Source organism: Leifsonia sp. NPDC056665, assembly GCF_042791795.1.
Taxonomy (GTDB): Bacteria; Actinomycetota; Actinomycetes; order Actinomycetales; family Microbacteriaceae; genus Leifsonia.
This window is the reverse complement of sequence record NZ_JBHTXK010000003.1, coordinates 184,929-201,923: the sequence shown is the minus strand read 5'-3', so window position 1 is coordinate 201,923 and position 16,995 is coordinate 184,929. Positions and strand designations below refer to the sequence as shown.

Genomic DNA, 16,995 nt, shown 5'->3' with positions numbered 1-16,995 from the left:
CGCTGCGCTCAGCCGCCGCCCTTTCCGTGGCCGTTGCCATTGCCATTGCCATTGCCATTGCCGTGCCCGTTGCCGTTCCCGCTCTTGCCCGGGGCCGGGGCAGGAGCAGGCGGCGCGGGAGCCGGGGCAGCGGGCTGCGGGGTCGTCGTCACGGCGGGCGCGACGGTCTGCGCCGGGCCCGTGACGGTCGGGGTCGGCCGGGGGGAGTTTCCCGTCCCGGCCGGCGTCGGCTCGGTGAAGGCCGGGGCGAGCACGCTGCCGAGGGTCAACGCCAGCGCCACGATCGCGACGCTTCCGCCCGCGATCGCGCCGACGAGGACCCGGCGTCGCCGCGTCTCGCTCTCGGCGTCCCTGGCCGAGCGCCGGGGGGAGGACTCCGTGGCGCCCGCCAGTGCCCCTCCGCCCAGTTCGGCCACCGGCATCGCGGCGGTCGGCTCGAGCTCGCCCGGCACGTCCGCGACGGGCAGCGTCCACCCGGCGAGCTGCGGGGCGAGTTCCCGGGTCATGACGGCCACCTCGAGCGCCGTCGGGCGGATGCGCGGGTCCCGCGCGGTCATCGCGCCGAGCAGGCCGCGCCAGTCCTCCGGCAGCGACGCGGGGATGCGCGGGTCGCGGGCGAGGCGCGCCGTCACGGCCTCCAGCGGGGTCCCCGGGTACTCGGTCATGCCGGTGAGGGCCTCCAGCGCCACCAGGCCGAGCGCGTAGATGTCGGCTGCCGGCCCCGGCTCCGCGATGTCCGCCTGCTCCGGGCTGAGGTAGCCGGCGGTGCCGATGATCGTGCCCACCGTGGTCAGCCGTTCCGTGCCGAGGAGGTGGGCGATCCCGAAGTCCGCGAGCTTCGCGTGCGGCATCCCTCCCGGCACACCGGAGTCGCCGAGCAGGATGTTCGCGGGCTTGAGGTCGCGGTGGATCATCCCCGCGCCGTGGACGACGACCAGGGCCTCCGCGATTCCTCCGGCGATGGCCGCGGCCTCCTGGGGCGCCACCGGCCCGCGGTCGAGCCGCGAGCGGAGGTCCTCGCCGTCGACCAGCTCCAGGACGAGGAAGCTCGGGGACGGGTCGCCCTCCGGCGAGAGGTGCGCGTCGAGCAGCGTGACGAGGTTCGGATGCGAGACCCGGGCGAGCGCCGTGGCCTCCGCACGCCGGCGGGCGTCGTCACTGGCCTCCCCGGCGGCGAACACCTTGACCGCGACGAAGCGCTCGAGCTGGCGGTCGAACGCGCGGTACACGGTGCCCATCCCGCCGCGCCCGAGCCGATCGCGGAGCTCGTAGCGATCGAGGAGGAGCGTGTCGGGAAGCACTGCCCGAGCATACGCGCTCTCGGGGATGCCGTGAATCCGCCGAAAATCCGGCGGCCTCCCGTTGCGATATCGCAGAGGTGAGGGGTGACTGGCAAGAGTGACCGAACGATCCGAGGAGCCTCCGCCCGACACCGGCGTACTCGACGCGCTTCAGGTCTATCGCGCGGCGGAGACCGCGATGCGGCGGCGCACCGGAGCGGCGATGGGGATCGGCGAGAACGACTTCCTCGCACTGCGCCTGATCCTCGACAACGCCGCGGCGGGGCGGCGCACGTCCGCCAAGGACGTCAGCGTCTACGTGGGTGTGTCCAGCGCCTCCACCACGGCGTTGATCGACCGGCTGGTCCGGGGCGGCTACATCGAGCGACGCACGAACGAGGCAGACCGCCGGTCGGTGGACCTCGTGCCGACGCGCGCGGCGTTCGGCGAGACCGGGCCGCTGAAGATCGTGCAGGACCAGATCGCCGCGGAGGCCGCCGAGCTGAGCGAGGAGGAAGCCCGCACGGTGACCCGGTTCCTCACGAAGATGCGCCGGACCGTGGACGGAATCGCCGCGGAGCGACACGCGAATAGGCCGGAAAGGCCCTGACGTCAAGGGGATTGTTCGACAACCGAAACAGTTGTTGCGTGGAGGCCGTCAAGGAAAGGACAACCCCTCCATGAACATCCTGCTCATCATCATCGCGATCATCGCGATCATCCTGCTTCTCACCGGCGGCTTCGTGTCGTCCTTGAACTTCCTGCTCTGGGTCGGCATCGTCCTGCTGGTCCTGGCGGTGATCGTCTGGCTCGTGCGGCTGCTGACCGGCAGCCGACGCGTATAAGGGAGGCCTCAATGAGTCTGGGCACCGGAATCGTACTGTTCGTGATCGGAGCGATCCTCGCGTTCGCCCTCAACATCCAGGTCGCCTGGATCAACCTCCACCTGGTCGGGTACATCCTGATGATCGCGGGCGTGGTCGGCATCATCATCGGGATCATCCTGCTGACCCGCCGGCGCCGCACCGTCGCCACCACGCGCACAGCGGTGGACCCGGTGACCGGCGACCGCGTCACCCGACGCGGCATCGACGACGACATCGTCTGAGTCGAAACCCCCGGAACGACGAAGGCCCCCGCCATTGGGCGGGGGCCTTCGTCGTGTCAGGTGGAGCAGGCCGTCAGCCCTCCATCGAATCCAGGATCTCCACGAGGTCCTCGAACGTCGTCAGCGGGTTGAGGATCGCGAACCGCGTGTTCGTCCGGCCGGCGTGCGAGCTCGGCGTGACGAAGGCGCGCTGCTCGTCCAGGAGGCGGGCGGACCAGAGCGCGTACTCCTCCTTGCTCCAGCCCTCCCGTTCGAAGACCACGACCGAGAGCTGCGGCTGGCGCACCAGGTGGAAGCCCTCCCTGCGGTCGATCTCGTCCGCGATGCGGCGGGCGAGCTGCAGGGAGGCCGTGACGGCGTCCCGGTAGGCGGCGGCGCCGTGCGAGGCCAGCGAGAACCAGAACGGCAGCCCGCGGGCGCGGCGGGTCAGGTGCGCGGCGTAGTCCGACGGGCTCCACTCGGTCGCCTCGGTCAGTGTGTCGAGGTACTCGGCGTGCTGCGTGTGCGCGCGGCGGCCCTGCTCCGGGTCGCGGTAGAGCAGCGCGCAGGCGTCGAACGGCGCGAACAGCCACTTGTGCGGGTCCACGATGAGCGAGTCGGCGCGCTCGACGCCCGCGAACCGCGGCCGGGCGAGCGGCGAGAGCATCCCGGCCAGGCCGTAGGCGCCGTCCACGTGCAGCCAGAAGTCGAATTCGTCCTTCAGCGCGGCGATGGAGGCGATGTCGTCGACGATCCCGAAGTTGGTGGAGCCTGCGGTCGCGACGACCGCGAAGACGGCTCCGCCGTGCTCGGCGAGCGCCGGACGGACCGCGTCGCCTGTGAGGACGCCGGACTCGCCGGGGGAGACCGTCACGACCTCCACGTCCATGACGCGCGCGGCCGAGGCGACGGAGGAGTGCGCCTCCGCGCTGCAGACGATGATCCAGCTTCCCGCCGGGTTGCCGCGCTCACTGCGAGCGTGGTCGCGCGCGGCCACGAGCGCCGAGAGGTTGCCGAGGGTGCCGCCCTGCACGAAGACGCCGCCCGCGGTCGCCGGGAGGCCGAACTCGTCGGCCAGCCAGGCCAGCACCTGGTTCTCGGCGTAGACGGCGCCGGAGCCCTCCAGCCACGACCCGCCGTAGACCGCGCTCGCGGACACGACGAGGTCGAACGCCGTCGCCGCCTTCGTGGGCGCGGTCGGGATGAAGGACAGGTAACGCGGGTGGTCGGTGGTGATGCACGCGGGCGCGAGGACGTGCTCGAACACGGCGAGCGCGCGCTCGGCGCCCATCCCCTTCTCGGAGACGGTGCGCCCGGCCAGCCGGCGCAGCTCGGACTCGGGCAGCGGCTTGTCGAGGGGAGTGTCGGTCGCGAGGATGCGCCGGCGCGAGTAGTCGAGCACGAGGTCGACGAGCTCGGTGGTGTCGTCGGTGACGCTGTGCATGCGCGCGGGGTCGGTCGTGCGGGCGGGGTCGGTAGTCATGGGGCCTCCGCACCAATGCTGGCACACGACTTCAGCAGGATTTCGCGGCGGTACGCGGGATTGCTGCGCATTTGGATATCGGTACGCAGCGACAGTGCGCGGCCGGCGCTAGGGTGTGCGTGTGGCCGGGAGGGCGGTGCGTGGGGTCAGGGCGGGCGGTTAGGCTGCTCCGGTGCCGCTGACCCCGCCTGCCGACATCCCCACCGACGCCGAGCTCGTCGCCGCGCTCGTCGCCGCGCAGCATCCCGACCTGGCCGGGTCGTTGCGGCTGGTGTCCGACGGGTGGGACAACCAGCTCTACCGGCTGGGCGACGCGTACGCCGTCCGCATCCCGCGGCGGGAGGTCGCCGCGCACCTGATCGAGCACGAGCAGCAGATGCTGCCCGGCATCGCCGCCCGCGTGCACGCGACGGTCTCCGCGCCCGTGCGGGTCGGTGTGCCGTCCGAGCTGTTCCCGTGGCCGTGGAGCATCGTCGAGTGGATCGACGGCGTCGACGGGGCGTCGGTCACCGCGGACGATCGGGCCGGCGTCGCCGAGGCTCTGGCGGAGTTCGTCGGCGAGCTGGCCGTGCCGGCGCCGGAGGCCCCGCACAACCCGGTGCGCGGGGTCCCGCTGGCGTCCCGCCGGGAGGTCGTGGCGACCCGGCTGCGGTCGCTGTCGGGTCGCATGGAGGTCGCGGCGCTAGAGCAGGCGTGGCGGGAGGCGCTCGCGGCGCCCGTGTGGGACGGGCCTCCGCTGCTGCTGCACGGCGACCTCCACCCGGGCAACCTGCTGCTGACTCCGGAGGGCGGCCTCGCGGCGGTCATCGACTTCGGCGACGTCACCTCGGGCGACCCGGCGACCGACCTCGCGACCGCGTGGCTCACCTTCGACGGGGAGGCGCGCGAGCGGTTCCGCGCCGCGCTGCCGGTCCCTCCCGACCGCGCAACCTGGCTCCGCGCCCGCGGCTGGGTCGTCACGATGGCGAGCGCCCTGGCGACGTCCTCCGACGACAACCCCCGCATGGCCGCCCTGGCCCGCCACGCCCTCAACGAACTCACACTCGAGTCCGCCTAACGCAAACCGCCGAGTACGCAGATGATCTGCGTACTCGGCGGTTTTCGCCTGAATTCGGGCGTACTCGGCGGGTGGTTACGCCTGCGAGAGGGTGAGGACCACGTCGTCGCCGGGGGCGGCGGGCACGAAGTCGGCCTCGATCTCGGCGCGCTCCAGGAGCTCGTTCATGCGGCGCTGGCGGTGACGCGGGATGAGCGTCACGACCGTGCCCTGCTTGCCGGCGCGGCCGGTGCGGCCGGAGCGGTGCAGGTAGGTCTTGTACTCGTCCGGGGCGTCGGCCTGGATGACCAGGTCGATGTCGTCCACGTGGATGCCGCGGGCGGCGACGTCGGTCGCGACCAGCACGTTTACCCGGCCGCTGGTGAGCTGGTGCAGGTTGCGCGTGCGGCGCGACTGGTTGAGGTCGCCGTGCAGGCTGACGGCGGGGATCCCGGCGTCGTCGAGCTGTTCGGCCAGCATCTCCGCGAACGCGCGGGTGCGGGAGAAGATCAGCGTCTTGCCGTCACGGTCGGCGAGCTGCTCGATGATGGCGGCCTTGTCGCGGTGCTCGATGACGAGCACGCGGTGGTCGATGGTCGAGGACGCCTGGTCCTCGCCCGCCACCTCGTGCACGGACGGCTCCACCAGGAACTCGTCTACGAGCTGGGCCACGCCGGTGTCGAGGGTCGCCGAGAACAGCAGCTTCTGGCCGCCCTCGGAGGTGCGGCGCAGGATGCGCTGCACCGGCTCCAGGAAGCCGAGGTCGCACATGTGGTCGGCCTCGTCCAGGACGCTGATGACGACCTCGCTGAGGTCGAGGCGGCCCTGCTCCACGAGGTCCTCGATGCGGCCGGGGGTGCCGATCACGATGTCGACGCCGCGCTGGAGGGCGCCGACCTGACGGCCCTGCGGCACGCCGCCGTAGATCTGCGTGGTGAAGAGGCCGACGCTGCGCGCGATGGGCTGCACGGTGCGGTCGATCTGGAGGGCGAGCTCGCGGGTCGGCGCGAGGATGAGCGCGCGCGGCGCGCGGCCGAGCTGGCGCTTGCCGCCGGCCTTGCCGGAGTCGGCCCAGAGCTGCATGAGGCGCTCGACCAGGGGCGCGCCGAAGGCGATCGTCTTGCCGGAGCCGGTGCGGCCACGGCCGAGCACGTCCTTGCCCGCGAGCACGTCGGGGAGGGTGGCGGCCTGGATGGGGAACGGCTTCTCCGCGCCGAGCTCGGCGAGGGCGCGGACGACGTTGCCGCCGAGGCCCAGGTCGGCGAAGGTCACGCCCTCGACGTCCTCGGCCTGGATGGCGTCGGCCTCCAGGCGTGCGAGCACGACGTCGTCCTGCGGGGCCGACGACTGCTTCTCGTCGCGCGAGGGGTAGAAGGAGGAGTCGCGGCGGGGGGCGCGGTCGCTGACGTCGCGGCGCGGGGCGCGGTCGAAGGTGCGGCGCGGACGGTCGTCCTGGTCACGGCGCGGAGCGCGGTCGTCCCGGTCGAAGGTGCGGCGCGGACGGTCGTCCTGGTCACGGCGCGGGGCACGGTCCTGACGGTCGAAGTCACGACGCGGGCGGTCGCCGGAGTCACGGCGCGGGGCGCGGTCGTCACGGTCGAAGGTGCGGCGCGGACGGTCGTCGGAGTCACGGCGCGGAGCGCGGTCGTCACGGTCGAAGGTGCGGCGCGGACGGTCATCGGAGTCACGGCGCGGAGCGCGGTCGTCCCGGTCGAAGCTGCGACGCGGACGGTCGTCCCGGTCGAAGGTGCGGCGCGGACGGTCGTCGTTGTCACGACGCGGAGCGCGGTCGTCACGGTCGAAGGTGCGGCGCGGACGGTCATCGGAGTCGCGACGCGGGGCACGGTCGTCGCGGTCGAAGCTGCGGCGCGGACGGTCGTCCTCGCGCCGGCCCGCGTTGGCGCGGCTGTCCCACTCGCGCTCGGTGCGGCGGGCGTCCTTGCCGCGGGGCTCCCAGTTCGGGCGCTCGCCACTGCCGGTGCGCTCGCCGCGGGCGTCGCCGCGGCTGCCGTAGGTGTCGCGGCCGCGGGCGGCACGGTCCTCGGCGGTCCAGCGGTTCTTCGCGGCCGGAGCCTCCTCGCGGTAGCCGCGGTGCTTGGGGCTGCGGGAGCCCGCACCCTTCGGCGCGCCGGGCTGCGACGGTCGTCGGTCGTTGTTCTTGTTGTACGGGGGCATGCGTGTTCTTCCTGGGTTTTTCTCTGAAATGCGCGGCGGCGCGCTGAAGCGCACCGGAGAATCCCCGGCAGACATCGCCTGGGGCCGTTCACATCGTGATGAATCCGCGGAACCGTCTGGTTGCGGAACCGGCCCGCTTGACTTACAAACCCATCCGCGCGACAAAAAGGCGCGGTGTCAAGAGCCGACCTGCCAACGATACAGGATCGCGCCTGGGAAGACGCTGCCGATCTGCAACCCCCTCCCGGGTCGCGGCGGCCGGGGTATACATGGGGCATGTCCTCCGTCGACGCGATCGTCATCGGGTCCGGCCCCAACGGGCTCGCGGCCGCCGTCACCCTCGCCCGCGCGGGGCTGAGCGTCCACGTCTACGAGCGCAACGCGACCCCGGGCGGCGGGACGCGGACAGAGGAGGTCACCCTTCCCGGCTTCCGGCACGACATCTGCTCCGCGGTCCACCCGCTGGCGCTCGCGTCCGGCTTCTTCCGCCGCTTCGGGCTGGCCGACCGCGTTCCGTTCATCACCCCGTCGGCCTCCTACGGACATCCGCTGCCCGGCGGGGAGGTCGCCGTCGCCTACCGCGACCTGGAGCGCACCGCCGACGCTCTCGGCCCCGACGGCCCCGCCTGGCGCGCCCTCCTCGGCCCGCTCGCGCGCAACGCGGACGCGGTCGCGCAGTTCACCGGGTCGTCGCTGCTGCAACTGCCGCGCAACCCCCTCGTCGCCGCGCGGTTCGGGCTGGCGGCCCTTTCGCAGGGCGGACCGTGGTGGGACCTGCCGTTCCGCACGCCGAAGCCGGGCGCACTCATCACCGGCGTGATCGCGCACGCGACGCTGCCGCTGCCGAGCCTCGCCGCCGCGGGCGCCGGCCTCGCCCTCGCGACGTACGCGCACGCGCGCGGCTGGCCCATCCCGGTCGGCGGCTCGCAGGCGATCGCGGACGCGATGGTCGACGACCTCCGCGCGCACGGCGGCGAGGTGATCACCGGCGCCGACATCCAGTCGCTCGGGGAGCTCCCCGGCGCGCGCGCCGTCCTGTTCGACACCCACGTCGCCATCGCCGCACGGCTCGGCGAGGACCTCCTGCCCGCCGACTACCTCCGCCGCGTCGCCGGTTTCCGCGACGGCAACGGCGTCTTCAAGATCGACTTCGCGCTGTCCGGCCCGGTGCCGTGGACGAACCCCGAGCTAATGGAGACCGCGACCGTGCACCTCGGCGGCGAGCGCGGCGCCATCGCCCGCTCCGAACGCGTGGTGGCCTCCGGGCGGGAGAGCGACGACCCCTACGTGCTCGTCTCCCAGCCCACGCTGTTCGACCCGTCGCGCGCTCCGGCCGGCAAGCACGTGCTCTGGGCGTACACGCACGTCCCGCGCGGCTCCACGTCGGATCGCAGTGAGGCGGTCATCGCGCAGATCGAGCGGTTCGCGCCCGGCTTCCGCGACCTGATCCTCGCGAAGACCACCCGCACCGCGCACGAGCTGGAGGGCTACAACCCCAGCTACATCGGCGGCGACATCTCCTCCGGGATGCCCGACCTGTCGCAGCTCGTGATGCGGCCGGTGCTGTCGGCCGATCCGTGGCGGATGCCGGGCCGCGGGCTGTACCTGGCCTCGTCCTCCGCCGTGCCGGGGCCGGGCGTGCACGGGCTGGCCGGCTTCTACGCGGCGCGCAGCGCCCTCCGGCACGAGTTCGGGGTGACCAGGATGCCGTCGCTGGCCCCGGAGGGCCCGGCCGCAGCGCCGAGCGCACCCGCGAGCGGCTTCAACCAGACCACCGGCTTCATCGAAGAGGAGATCGCCTGATGTCCGTCAACGTCCGCCGTTTCGCCTGCACACCCGAAGAGGTCTTCACCGCCCTCGCCGACCCGTGGGTGTTCCCGACCTGGGTCGTCGGCGCGTCCCGCCTGCGCGGAGCGGACGGCAGCTTCCCCTCGCCGGGCTCCCGGCTGCACCACTCCATCGGCGTCTGGCCGTTCGTGCTCAACGACGAGACGACGGTGGAGGAGTGGGACCCGCCCAAGCGGTTCGTGCTGGAGGCGAAGACGCGCCCGGTCGGGACGGAGCGCGTGCTCATCGAGGTGGTGCCGCGCGGGAAGGGCTGCCTGGTGCGGATGGAGGAGCATGCGATCACCGGGATCGCCTCGCGCATCCCGACAGTCATCGCCGACCCGATCCTGTGGGTGCGCAACCGCGAGGCGCTGCGGCGGCTCGAATGGGTCGCGCGCGGCATCTCGCGGCAGAAGGCGCGGTCCGGGAGCTGAGCACGTGACGAAACGTGCGTGAAACAGCGTCTGGCTAGCATCGGCGCATGACCACCAGCGTGTCCGCCGAGCCCGCCCGCTCCCCCGGCGTCGCCGAGCTGCTGCGGCTGAGCGACGAGTTCACCTTCGCGCTCTACCCGGCCGAGAGCTGCTACCTGCTCGACATCTCGGAGCTGGAGCGTCCTGGCGTGACCGTGTTCGTCGGCCGCAACGAGGACGGCACGGCGCTCGGCATGGCCGCGCTCGTCCAGAAGTCCGACGGCAGCGCCGAACTCAAGCGCATGTTCGTCCACGCGGACGCGCGGGGCCGCGGACTGGCCGGCAGCCTGCTGGGTGCTGTGGAGGCCGAGGCCGTCCGCGGCGGCGTCGCGACCCTGCAGCTCGAGACCGGCCCGCTGCAGCACGCCGCGATCGCGCTGTACGAGCGCCGCGGCTACGCGCGCATCCCGAACTTCGGCGACTACGTGGGCGACCCGCACTCGGTCTGCTACGCGAAGGCCCTCTGACCGACGCTAGCTGCGTTCCGCGACCTTCTTCTTGAGGAAGATCAGCGGCAGCAGCCAGCCGCCGAGCGCCGTCACTACCCAGACGACGAGCGCTGCGAGGATCCAGGTCAGGAAGTCGTCCACCCGGATGCCGCCCGGCAGCAGCGAGGCCACCAGCAGCGCGACGAGCGTCGACACGAGCCCGATCCCGCCGAGCAGCGCCGACGCGTACTTCCGGGCGAGATTGAAGATGAAAGGCGCCAGGATGCTCTGCGCCGCTGCGAAGACGAGCACGGCGACCAGGAGGCCCTCCCAGTCGAGGTGGAACCCGGGAAGCACCCAGGAGGCGACCAGCAGGCCGAGCGCGGCGGTGACCACGAAGATCGCCGCGCGAATCAGGAATCTCACCATGCCCGAAGGGTAGCGGCCTCCCGAGCGGGCGAGAACACCCCTTCTCGCGGGCGCATCGGGCCGCTAGCCTGGCGCCACCGTCCAGGAGGGGGCACCGTGACCGAGCTGAAGACCACCCCCGAGCAGAGGACCACCATCCAGCCGAAGCCCACCTTGCGCGGCTGGACGATCGCGCTCCTCGTCCTCGGCGCCGCGCTGGTCCTGATCGCGGGCGGGACGATCGCCGGAGCCTTCGCGTTCGCCGCGATCTCGGCCGGCCGCAGCGGCACCTGCGACGCCGCCCAGGTCGCGGACGAGGTGCTCCCGAGCGTGGTCACCATCAGCGTCACGGGCGAGCGCGGGTCGAGCAACGGCAGCGGCGAGATCATCACGGAGGACGGCTACATCCTCACGAACAACCACGTGATCTCGGACGCGGCGTCCGGCGCGAAGCTCGCCGTGCGGTTCAGCGACGGCCACCAGCTCCCCGCCGAGCTCACCGGCCGTGATCCGAAGACCGACCTGGCCGTCATCAAGGTGAAGGACGACGAGCCGCTGCCGGTCATCGCGACGGGCGACTCCGGCGCGCTCGCGGTGGGGCAGCCCGTGGTCGCGCTCGGCGCCCCGCTCGGCCTCTCCTCGACCGTGACGGCCGGCATCGTGAGCGCGCTGGGGCGGACCGTGCCGGTGCCGAGCGACGACGACAGGAACGCCATCCTGGCCGGCGCCATCCAGACGGACGCCTCGATCAACCCGGGCAACTCGGGTGGCGCGCTCGTCGACTGCGCGGGCCGTCTCGTCGGCGTCCCCACGGCGATCGCGACGGTGCCCGGCTCCAACGGCCGGGCGAGCACCGGCAGCGTGGGCATCGGGTTCGCCGTGCCGGAGTCGCTGGCCCTGCCGATCGCGCACGAGCTGATCGCGCACGGCGAGGTCACGCATCCGGACGCGGGACTCACCGTGGTGCCGATCCCGCCGGCCGCGGCGGCGGCGTTCGGGGTGGACGGCGGGCTGTTCGTGCAGTCGGTCGTGTCGGGCGGGCCCGCGCAGCAGGCCGGCCTCCGGGTCGGGGACGTGGTCACCGCCGTGAACGGCAACCCGGCCACCGACATCGACGTGCTGACCGCGATCCAGGTCACCAGCAAGCCGGGCGACGAGGTGAAGGTCGACTACGTCCGCGACGGCGCCGCGCACACCACGACCGTCACCCTCCGCTAGCGCCCCCGAACCTCCGTCGAAGGGCACATAAACGCCCCTAAAACCGCGTTTTAAGGGCGTTTGCGTGCCCCTCGGCGGCTTGCGGAGCGAGGTCAGCTGCCGCGGATGCGGCGGGAGAGCTCGGCGGCGGCGTCGCGGACCCGGGCGGCGAGCGCGTCCCACTCGGCGGGCGGGATGTTCGCGCGCGGGAAGGTGACGGCGATCCCGGCGGCCGGCCAGCCGGCGTGGTCGCGCACCGACACGGCGACGGAGGCGAAGCCGGGCGTCACGTCGCCGTCCTCGGTGGCGTAGCCGCGCTCGCGCGCCTCGGCGACCAGCCGGCGCAGCTCGGCGTACGAGTGCGGGCCGGCGCCGGTGCGGTCCTCGAACGCGTCGGCGTCCGGGTACAGCGCGCGGAGCTGCCCGGCGGGGAGCGAGGCCAGCAGCGCGCGGCCGCTCGCCGTCAGGTGGGCCGGGAGGCGGACGCCGACGTCGGTGACGAGGCGCGGCCTCCGTGGCGCCCGCTCCTCCACGATGTAGACGACGTCCCTGCCGTGCAGCACCGCGACGTGGCCGGACTCGCCGATCGCGTCCACCAGCGCGGCGACGATGGGCCGGCCGAGCCGGCTGAGCGGTTGCTGGCGGGAGAACCCGCTCGACAGCTCGTAGGCGGCGACGCCGAGCCCGTAGCGCCGCGCCTCGGGGAAGTGCAGGACGAAGCCGTGCTCGGTCAGCACGGTCAGCAGGTGGTACACGGTCGAGCGCGGGAGGCCGAGGGCGGAGGCGATCCCTGCGGCGGGGACGGGGCCGCGCTGCGTGGCGAGGTAGGCGAGGACGCGCAGGGTGTTCTCAGCGGCGGGGACCTTGCTCATGGACGCTCCTGTGCACTGGGCTGCGATGCCGTGTCTGGTATCCCGGACACCGATGAGCCTAACCCCCGGGCGCGCCGGACCGCCTCCGGCGCATGATCGGAGCATGTCCGCCTTCACCACCGGTTCCACCTCCGCAACCACCTCCCGCGACGACGCCGCCGCCGCGTCCGTCACCGTCGGCGCCCGCCCGCTCACCATCGCCGAGGTCGTCGCCGTGGCCCGCCACGACGCCCCCGTGCGACTCGACGCCGCCGCGCTCGAAGCCGTCGAAGCCTCCCGCGCCATCATCGAAGCGCTCGCCGACGACGTCGAGCCGCACTACGGCATCTCCACCGGGTTCGGCGCGCTGGCGACCACGTTCATCCCCGAGGAGCGCCGCGCCCAGTTGCAGGCCTCCCTCGTCCGCTCGCACGCGGCCGGGTCCGGCCCGGAGGTCGAGCGGGAGGTCGTCCGCGCCCTCATGCTGCTGCGCCTGGCCACGCTGATGACCGGCCGCACCGGCGCCCAGCGCCGCACGGTCGAGACCTACGCCGCACTGCTCAACGCGGGAATCACGCCGCTTGTGCGCGAGTACGGCTCGCTCGGCTGCTCCGGCGACCTCGCGCCGCTGGCGCACTGCGCGCTCGCCGCGATGGGCGAGGGCCAGGTGCGCGTCGACGGGCGGCTCGTGGAGGCCTCCGACGCCCTCGCCGCCGCCGGCATCGAGCCCGTCGTCCTCGCCGAGAAGGAGGGCCTCGCGCTCATCAACGGCACCGACGGGATGCTCGGGATGCTCTCGCTCGCGCTGCACGACCTCGGCAGCCTGCTCACCACGGCCGACATCACCGCGGCGATGAGCGTGGAGGCGCTGCTCGGCACCGACGCGGTGTTCGCGGCCGACCTCCAGCAGCTGCGCCCCCAGGCCGGCCAGGCGGTCTCCGCCGCGAACCTGCGCGCGCTGCTCGCGGACTCCCCGCTCGTGGCCAGCCACAAGGGCCCCGAGTGCACACGCGTGCAGGACGCCTACTCGCTGCGCTGCTCGCCGCAGGTGAACGGCGGCGCCCGCGACACCGTCGCGCACGCGACGATGATCGCCGAGCGCGAGCTGGCCTCCGCCATCGACAACCCGGTGCTCACCCCGGACGGGCGCGTGGAGTCGAACGGCAACTTCCACGGCGCTCCCGTCGCGTACGTGCTCGACTTCCTCGCGATCGTCGTCGCGGACGTCGCGAGCATGTCGGAGCGGCGGACCGACCGCTTCCTCGACCCTGCACGCAACCAGGGGCTGCCGCCGTTCCTCGCGCACGAGGTCGGCGTGGACTCCGGCCTGATGATCGCGCAGTACACGGCGGCCGGGATCGTGTCGGAGCTCAAGCGCCTGGCCGTGCCCGCCTCGGCGGACAGCATCCCGTCGTCCGCGATGCAGGAGGACCACGTGTCGATGGGCTGGGCCGCCGCCCGCAAGCTGCGCCGCGCGATCGACGGGCTGAGCCGCGTGCTCGCCATCGAGCTGATGACCGCCTCCCGCGGCGCCGACCTGCGCAGCCCGCTGCGCCAGGGCCCGGCGACAGGCGCCGTGACGGAGGCGCTGCGCGCGACCGTCCCCGGCCCGGGGCCGGACCGCCACCTCTCCCCCGAGATCGAGGCCGCCGTCGCCTTCGTCGCCTCCGGCGCCGCCGTCACCGCTGTCGCCTCCGCGCTCACCACCCCCCTCAACTAACCCCCTCCATCTCTCCCGGAGTTATGTACGCGACACGCCGAGGCGAGGCGTACCCAACTCCGGAACAGATGGCTACCGAACGTAAGGAGCACGACATGCAGGGATCGCGACCGGTACGGGCGCCGCGCGGCACGGAGCTCAGCGCGAAGAGCTGGCAGACCGAGGCGCCGTTGCGCATGCTGATGAACAACCTCGACCCGGAGGTGGCCGAGCGCCCGGACGACCTGGTCGTCTACGGCGGCACCGGCCGCGCGGCACGGAGCTGGGAGGCGTACGACGCGATCGTCGCCACCCTCCGCGACCTGGAGGCCGACGAGACGCTGCTCGTGCAGTCCGGCAAGCCGGTCGGCGTCTTCCGCACGCACGAGTGGGCGCCGCGCGTGCTCATCGCCAACTCCAACCTGGTCGGCGACTGGGCGACGTGGCCCGAGTTCCGCCGACTGGAGGCGCTGGGCCTGACCATGTACGGCCAGATGACGGCAGGCTCCTGGATCTACATCGGCTCGCAGGGCATCCTGCAGGGCACCTACGAGACCTTCGCGGCCGTCGGCGACAAGCGGTTCGACGGCTCGCTCGCGGGGACACTCACCCTGACGGGCGGCTGCGGCGGCATGGGCGGCGCACAGCCTCTCGCCGTCACCATGAACGGCGGCGCCGTCCTCATCGTGGACGTCGACCGCACCCGCCTGCAGCGCCGCGTCGACCACGGCTACCTCGACGAGATGACCGACGACATCGACGACGCGATCGCCCGCGTGGTCGCCGCCAAGGACGAGCGCCGCGCCCTCTCGGTCGGCCTGGTCGGCAACGCCGCCACGGTCTTCCCCGAGCTGCTGCGCCGTGGCGTCCCGATCGACATCGTCACCGACCAGACCAGCGCGCACGACCCGCTCAGCTACCTCCCCGAGGGCGTCACGGTCGAGGAGTGGCACGAGCGCGCCGCCGCAGACCCCGAGGCGTTCACCATCGCCGCACGGCTGTCGATGGCGAAGCAGGTGGAGGCCATGGTCGGCTTCCTCGACGCCGGCGCCGAGGTCTTCGACTACGGCAACTCCATCCGCACCGAGGCCGAGCTCGGCGGCTACGACCGCGCGTTCGCGTTCCCCGGCTTCGTGCCCGCCTACATCCGGCCGCAGTTCGAGGAGGGCCGCGGCCCGTTCCGGTGGGCCGCGCTCTCGGGCGACCCGGCGGACATCGCCGCGACCGACCGCGCGATCCTAGAGCTGTTCCCCGACGACGACAAGCTGCGCCGCTGGATCACGCAGGCCGGCGAGAAGGTGCACTTCGAGGGCCTCCCCGCCCGGATCTGCTGGCTCGGCTACAAGGAGCGCCACCTCGCCGGACTGAAGTTCAACGAGATGGTCGCCTCCGGTGAGCTCTCGGCGCCGATTGTGATCGGCCGCGACCACCTCGACTCCGGCTCGGTGGCCTCCCCCTACCGGGAGACCGAGTCGATGAAGGACGGGTCGGACGCGATCGCCGACTGGCCGCTGCTCAACGCCTTGCTGAACACCGCCTCGGGCGCGACCTGGGTGTCGCTGCACCACGGCGGCGGCGTCGGGATCGGCCGCAGCATCCACGCCGGCCAGGTCGTCGTCGCGGACGGCACCCCGCTCGCGGCGGAGAAGATCGAGCGCGTGCTCACCAACGACCCGGGCACGGGCGTGATGCGGCACGTGGACGCCGGGTACGAGCACGCGGCGGAGGTCGCGCGCGAGCGCGGGTTGCGCATCCCGATGCAGGAGGCCGCAACCGTCTCGGAGCCGGGCGCCTGATGTCTCGCGCGACGCTGCTGACCGGGATCGGCGAACTCGTCACCCTGGACCCCGCCCACCCCGGACCGCTCGGCATCCTCCCCGACGCGGCCCTGCTGGAGGTGGACGGGCGGGTCGAGTGGACCGGGCCCGCGTCGGCGGCGCCGCGCGACGACGCCGACGAGGTCGTGGACGCGGGCGGCGCTGCCGTCATCCCCGGTTTCGTCGACAGCCACACGCACCTCGTCTTCGGCGGCGACCGCTCGGCGGAGTTCGAGGCGCGGATGGCCGGCCGCCCGTATTCCGCCGGCGGCATACGCAGCACGGTTGCCGCGACGAGAGCGGCCTCCGACGACGAGTTGCGCGTGCGGCTGGCCGGTTTCGTGCGCGAGCTGCGCTCGCAGGGCACCACGACCTTCGAGATCAAGAGCGGCTACGGCCTGACCGTGGAAGACGAGGCGCGCATCCTCCGGATCGCTCGCGAGGTCACCGACGAGACCACATTCCTCGGCGCGCATGTGGTGCCCGCCGAGTACGCGTCCGACCCGGAGGCGTACGTGGACCTGGTCACCGGCCCGATGCTGGACGCCTGCGCCCCCTACTCCCGCTGGGTCGACGTGTTCTGCGAGACGGGCGCGTTCACCGTGCCGCAGTCACGGCGGATCCTGGAGGCCGGCGCCGCGCGCGGCCTCGGCGTGCGCGTGCACGCGAGCCAGCTCGGCCCGGGCGACGGCGTCGCGCTGGCCGTCGAGCTGGACGCCGCGAGCGTCGACCACGGCACCTACCTGACCGACGGCGACGTCTCACTCCTCGCGGGATCGCGGACGGTCGCGACCCTCCTGCCCGGCGTGGAGTTCTCGACCAGGCACCCGTACCCGGACGCCCGCCGCCTCATCGACGCCGGCGTGCGCGTGGCGCTGGCGAGCGACTGCAACCCCGGCTCGTCGTTCACGTCGTCGATGCCGTTCTGCATCGCTGTCGCGGTGCGCGACATGGGGATGACGGTCGCGGAGGCGCTGCGGGCCGCGACGCTCGGTGGCGCGGAGGCGCTGCGCCGGGACGACGTCGGGCACCTGCGCCCGGGCGCGCGGGCGGACTACGTCGTCCTCGACGCGCCCTCGTACGTGCACCTCGCGTACCGCCCCGGCGTCCCACTGGTGTCGCGCACGCACGTCGCCTGACGCGCACCATTCGTGCCGAATGTGCGGAACGGCGATTCGTGCGGAATGTGTGGTTCCGCGGCGCGAAAGGCGACATTCGTGCCGAATCGTGACCC

At 73.0% G+C, this 16,995-nt stretch carries 16 protein-coding genes; 11 read left to right on the top strand and 5 right to left on the bottom strand.

Going from position 1 to position 16,995, the window contains the following annotated elements; genetic code table 11:
- Positions 1–8: 8 nt before the first annotated feature.
- Complete coding sequence (locus ACFQ9V_RS05235; RefSeq protein WP_382458106.1) at positions 9–1,301, bottom strand: serine/threonine-protein kinase; 1,293 nt, start codon at positions 1,299–1,301, stop codon at positions 9–11.
- Positions 1,302–1,398: 97 nt separating this feature from the next.
- Between ACFQ9V_RS05235 and ACFQ9V_RS05230 the strand changes: the two genes are divergently transcribed.
- The 3 genes from ACFQ9V_RS05230 to ACFQ9V_RS05220 all read left to right on the top strand — a co-directional run bounded on the left by ACFQ9V_RS05230 (position 1,399) and on the right by ACFQ9V_RS05220 (position 2,388).
- Entirely contained in the window at positions 1,399–1,890 is a 492-nt protein-coding gene (locus ACFQ9V_RS05230) for a MarR family transcriptional regulator (protein WP_382458105.1), read from the top strand.
- A gap of 70 nt (positions 1,891–1,960) precedes the next feature.
- The gene (locus ACFQ9V_RS05225) at positions 1,961–2,125 is read left to right on the top strand and encodes a hypothetical protein (protein ID WP_382458104.1); all 165 of its coding nucleotides are present in this window, start codon (positions 1,961–1,963) and stop codon (positions 2,123–2,125) included.
- An 11-nt stretch (positions 2,126–2,136) separates the two neighbouring features.
- Positions 2,137–2,388, top strand: coding sequence for a DUF6458 family protein (locus ACFQ9V_RS05220; RefSeq protein ID WP_382458103.1), 252 nt, complete (start codon positions 2,137–2,139; stop codon positions 2,386–2,388).
- Positions 2,389–2,461: 73 nt separating this feature from the next.
- Here ACFQ9V_RS05220 and ACFQ9V_RS05215 read toward each other — a convergent pair whose 3' ends face one another.
- Positions 2,462–3,850 carry a pyridoxal phosphate-dependent decarboxylase family protein gene (locus ACFQ9V_RS05215; protein ID WP_382458102.1) on the bottom strand — a complete coding sequence of 463 codons (1,389 nt, stop codon included), beginning with the start codon at positions 3,848–3,850 and terminating at the stop codon, positions 2,462–2,464.
- 172 nt (positions 3,851–4,022) lie between these two features.
- On the opposite strand from ACFQ9V_RS05215, the gene ACFQ9V_RS05210 reads away from it, so the two are divergent.
- Positions 4,023–4,907, top strand: coding sequence for an aminoglycoside phosphotransferase family protein (locus tag ACFQ9V_RS05210; protein ID WP_382458101.1), 885 nt, complete (start codon positions 4,023–4,025; stop codon positions 4,905–4,907).
- 75 nt (positions 4,908–4,982) lie between these two features.
- On the opposite strand, the gene ACFQ9V_RS05205 is transcribed toward ACFQ9V_RS05210, so the two are convergent.
- Complete coding sequence (locus ACFQ9V_RS05205) at positions 4,983–7,061, bottom strand: DEAD/DEAH box helicase (RefSeq protein ID WP_382458100.1); 2,079 nt, start codon at positions 7,059–7,061, stop codon at positions 4,983–4,985.
- Between the two features lie 276 nt (positions 7,062–7,337).
- On the opposite strand from ACFQ9V_RS05205, the gene ACFQ9V_RS05200 reads away from it, so the two are divergent.
- Genes ACFQ9V_RS05200 through ACFQ9V_RS05190 form a run of 3 tightly spaced genes read left to right on the top strand, consistent with a single transcriptional unit; the run spans position 7,338 to position 9,828 of the window.
- Complete coding sequence (locus tag ACFQ9V_RS05200) at positions 7,338–8,864, top strand: phytoene desaturase family protein (protein ID WP_382458099.1); 1,527 nt, start codon at positions 7,338–7,340, stop codon at positions 8,862–8,864.
- Positions 8,864–9,322 (top strand): SRPBCC domain-containing protein, encoded by a 459-nt coding sequence (locus tag ACFQ9V_RS05195; RefSeq protein WP_382458098.1) that lies wholly within the window; start codon positions 8,864–8,866, stop codon positions 9,320–9,322. The genes ACFQ9V_RS05200 and ACFQ9V_RS05195 overlap by 1 nt, the downstream gene beginning before the upstream one ends.
- Positions 9,323–9,369: 47 nt before the next feature.
- Complete coding sequence (locus tag ACFQ9V_RS05190) at positions 9,370–9,828, top strand: GNAT family N-acetyltransferase (RefSeq protein WP_382458097.1); 459 nt, start codon at positions 9,370–9,372, stop codon at positions 9,826–9,828.
- Positions 9,829–9,834: 6 nt separating this feature from the next.
- On the opposite strand, the gene ACFQ9V_RS05185 is transcribed toward ACFQ9V_RS05190, so the two are convergent.
- Positions 9,835–10,218 (bottom strand): phage holin family protein, encoded by a 384-nt coding sequence (locus tag ACFQ9V_RS05185; RefSeq protein ID WP_382458096.1) that lies wholly within the window; start codon positions 10,216–10,218, stop codon positions 9,835–9,837.
- A gap of 96 nt (positions 10,219–10,314) precedes the next feature.
- Here ACFQ9V_RS05185 and ACFQ9V_RS05180 point away from each other — a divergent pair, with 96 nt between their 5' ends.
- On the top strand, positions 10,315–11,415 hold the full coding sequence (locus ACFQ9V_RS05180; protein ID WP_382458095.1) for a S1C family serine protease: 1,101 nt from the start codon (positions 10,315–10,317) through the stop codon (positions 11,413–11,415).
- Between the two features lie 92 nt (positions 11,416–11,507).
- Here the strand turns inward: ACFQ9V_RS05180 and ACFQ9V_RS05175 are convergent, their stop codons facing one another.
- Positions 11,508–12,266, bottom strand: coding sequence for an IclR family transcriptional regulator (locus ACFQ9V_RS05175; protein ID WP_382458094.1), 759 nt, complete (start codon positions 12,264–12,266; stop codon positions 11,508–11,510).
- A 103-nt stretch (positions 12,267–12,369) separates the two neighbouring features.
- Here ACFQ9V_RS05175 and hutH point away from each other — a divergent pair, with 103 nt between their 5' ends.
- From hutH to hutI, 3 genes are all read left to right on the top strand, one after another.
- Complete coding sequence (gene hutH, locus ACFQ9V_RS05170; protein WP_382458093.1) at positions 12,370–13,965, top strand: histidine ammonia-lyase; 1,596 nt, start codon at positions 12,370–12,372, stop codon at positions 13,963–13,965.
- A gap of 95 nt (positions 13,966–14,060) precedes the next feature.
- Positions 14,061–15,740: a urocanate hydratase gene (locus ACFQ9V_RS05165; protein WP_382458092.1), complete on the top strand. Its 1,680-nt coding sequence runs from the start codon at positions 14,061–14,063 to the stop codon at positions 15,738–15,740.
- The gene (gene hutI / locus ACFQ9V_RS05160) at positions 15,740–16,900 is read left to right on the top strand and encodes an imidazolonepropionase (protein WP_382458091.1); all 1,161 of its coding nucleotides are present in this window, start codon (positions 15,740–15,742) and stop codon (positions 16,898–16,900) included. The genes ACFQ9V_RS05165 and hutI overlap by 1 nt, the downstream gene beginning before the upstream one ends.
- The last annotated feature ends 95 nt before the right edge of the window (positions 16,901–16,995 follow it).

Excerpts from the sequence above, each read along its gene's own strand:
- ACFQ9V_RS05165 (WP_382458092.1), top strand. The coding sequence starts at position 14,061 with ATGCAGGGATCGCGACCGGTACGGGCGCCGCGCGGCACGGAGCTCAGC.
- ACFQ9V_RS05200 (WP_382458099.1), top strand. The coding sequence starts at position 7,338 with ATGTCCTCCGTCGACGCGATCGTCATCGGGTCCGGCCCCAACGGGCTC.
- ACFQ9V_RS05225 (WP_382458104.1), top strand. The coding sequence starts at position 1,961 with ATGAACATCCTGCTCATCATCATCGCGATCATCGCGATCATCCTGCTT.
- ACFQ9V_RS05185 (WP_382458096.1), bottom strand. The coding sequence starts at position 10,218 with ATGGTGAGATTCCTGATTCGCGCGGCGATCTTCGTGGTCACCGCCGCG.
- ACFQ9V_RS05195 (WP_382458098.1), top strand. The coding sequence starts at position 8,864 with ATGTCCGTCAACGTCCGCCGTTTCGCCTGCACACCCGAAGAGGTCTTC.
- ACFQ9V_RS05190 (WP_382458097.1), top strand. The coding sequence starts at position 9,370 with ATGACCACCAGCGTGTCCGCCGAGCCCGCCCGCTCCCCCGGCGTCGCC.
- ACFQ9V_RS05220 (WP_382458103.1), top strand. The coding sequence starts at position 2,137 with ATGAGTCTGGGCACCGGAATCGTACTGTTCGTGATCGGAGCGATCCTC.
- ACFQ9V_RS05215 (WP_382458102.1), bottom strand. The coding sequence starts at position 3,850 with ATGACTACCGACCCCGCCCGCACGACCGACCCCGCGCGCATGCACAGC.
- ACFQ9V_RS05205 (WP_382458100.1), bottom strand. The coding sequence starts at position 7,061 with ATGCCCCCGTACAACAAGAACAACGACCGACGACCGTCGCAGCCCGGC.
- hutH (WP_382458093.1), top strand. The coding sequence starts at position 12,370 with ATGTCCGCCTTCACCACCGGTTCCACCTCCGCAACCACCTCCCGCGAC.
- ACFQ9V_RS05175 (WP_382458094.1), bottom strand. The coding sequence starts at position 12,266 with ATGAGCAAGGTCCCCGCCGCTGAGAACACCCTGCGCGTCCTCGCCTAC.
- hutI (WP_382458091.1), top strand. The coding sequence starts at position 15,740 with ATGTCTCGCGCGACGCTGCTGACCGGGATCGGCGAACTCGTCACCCTG.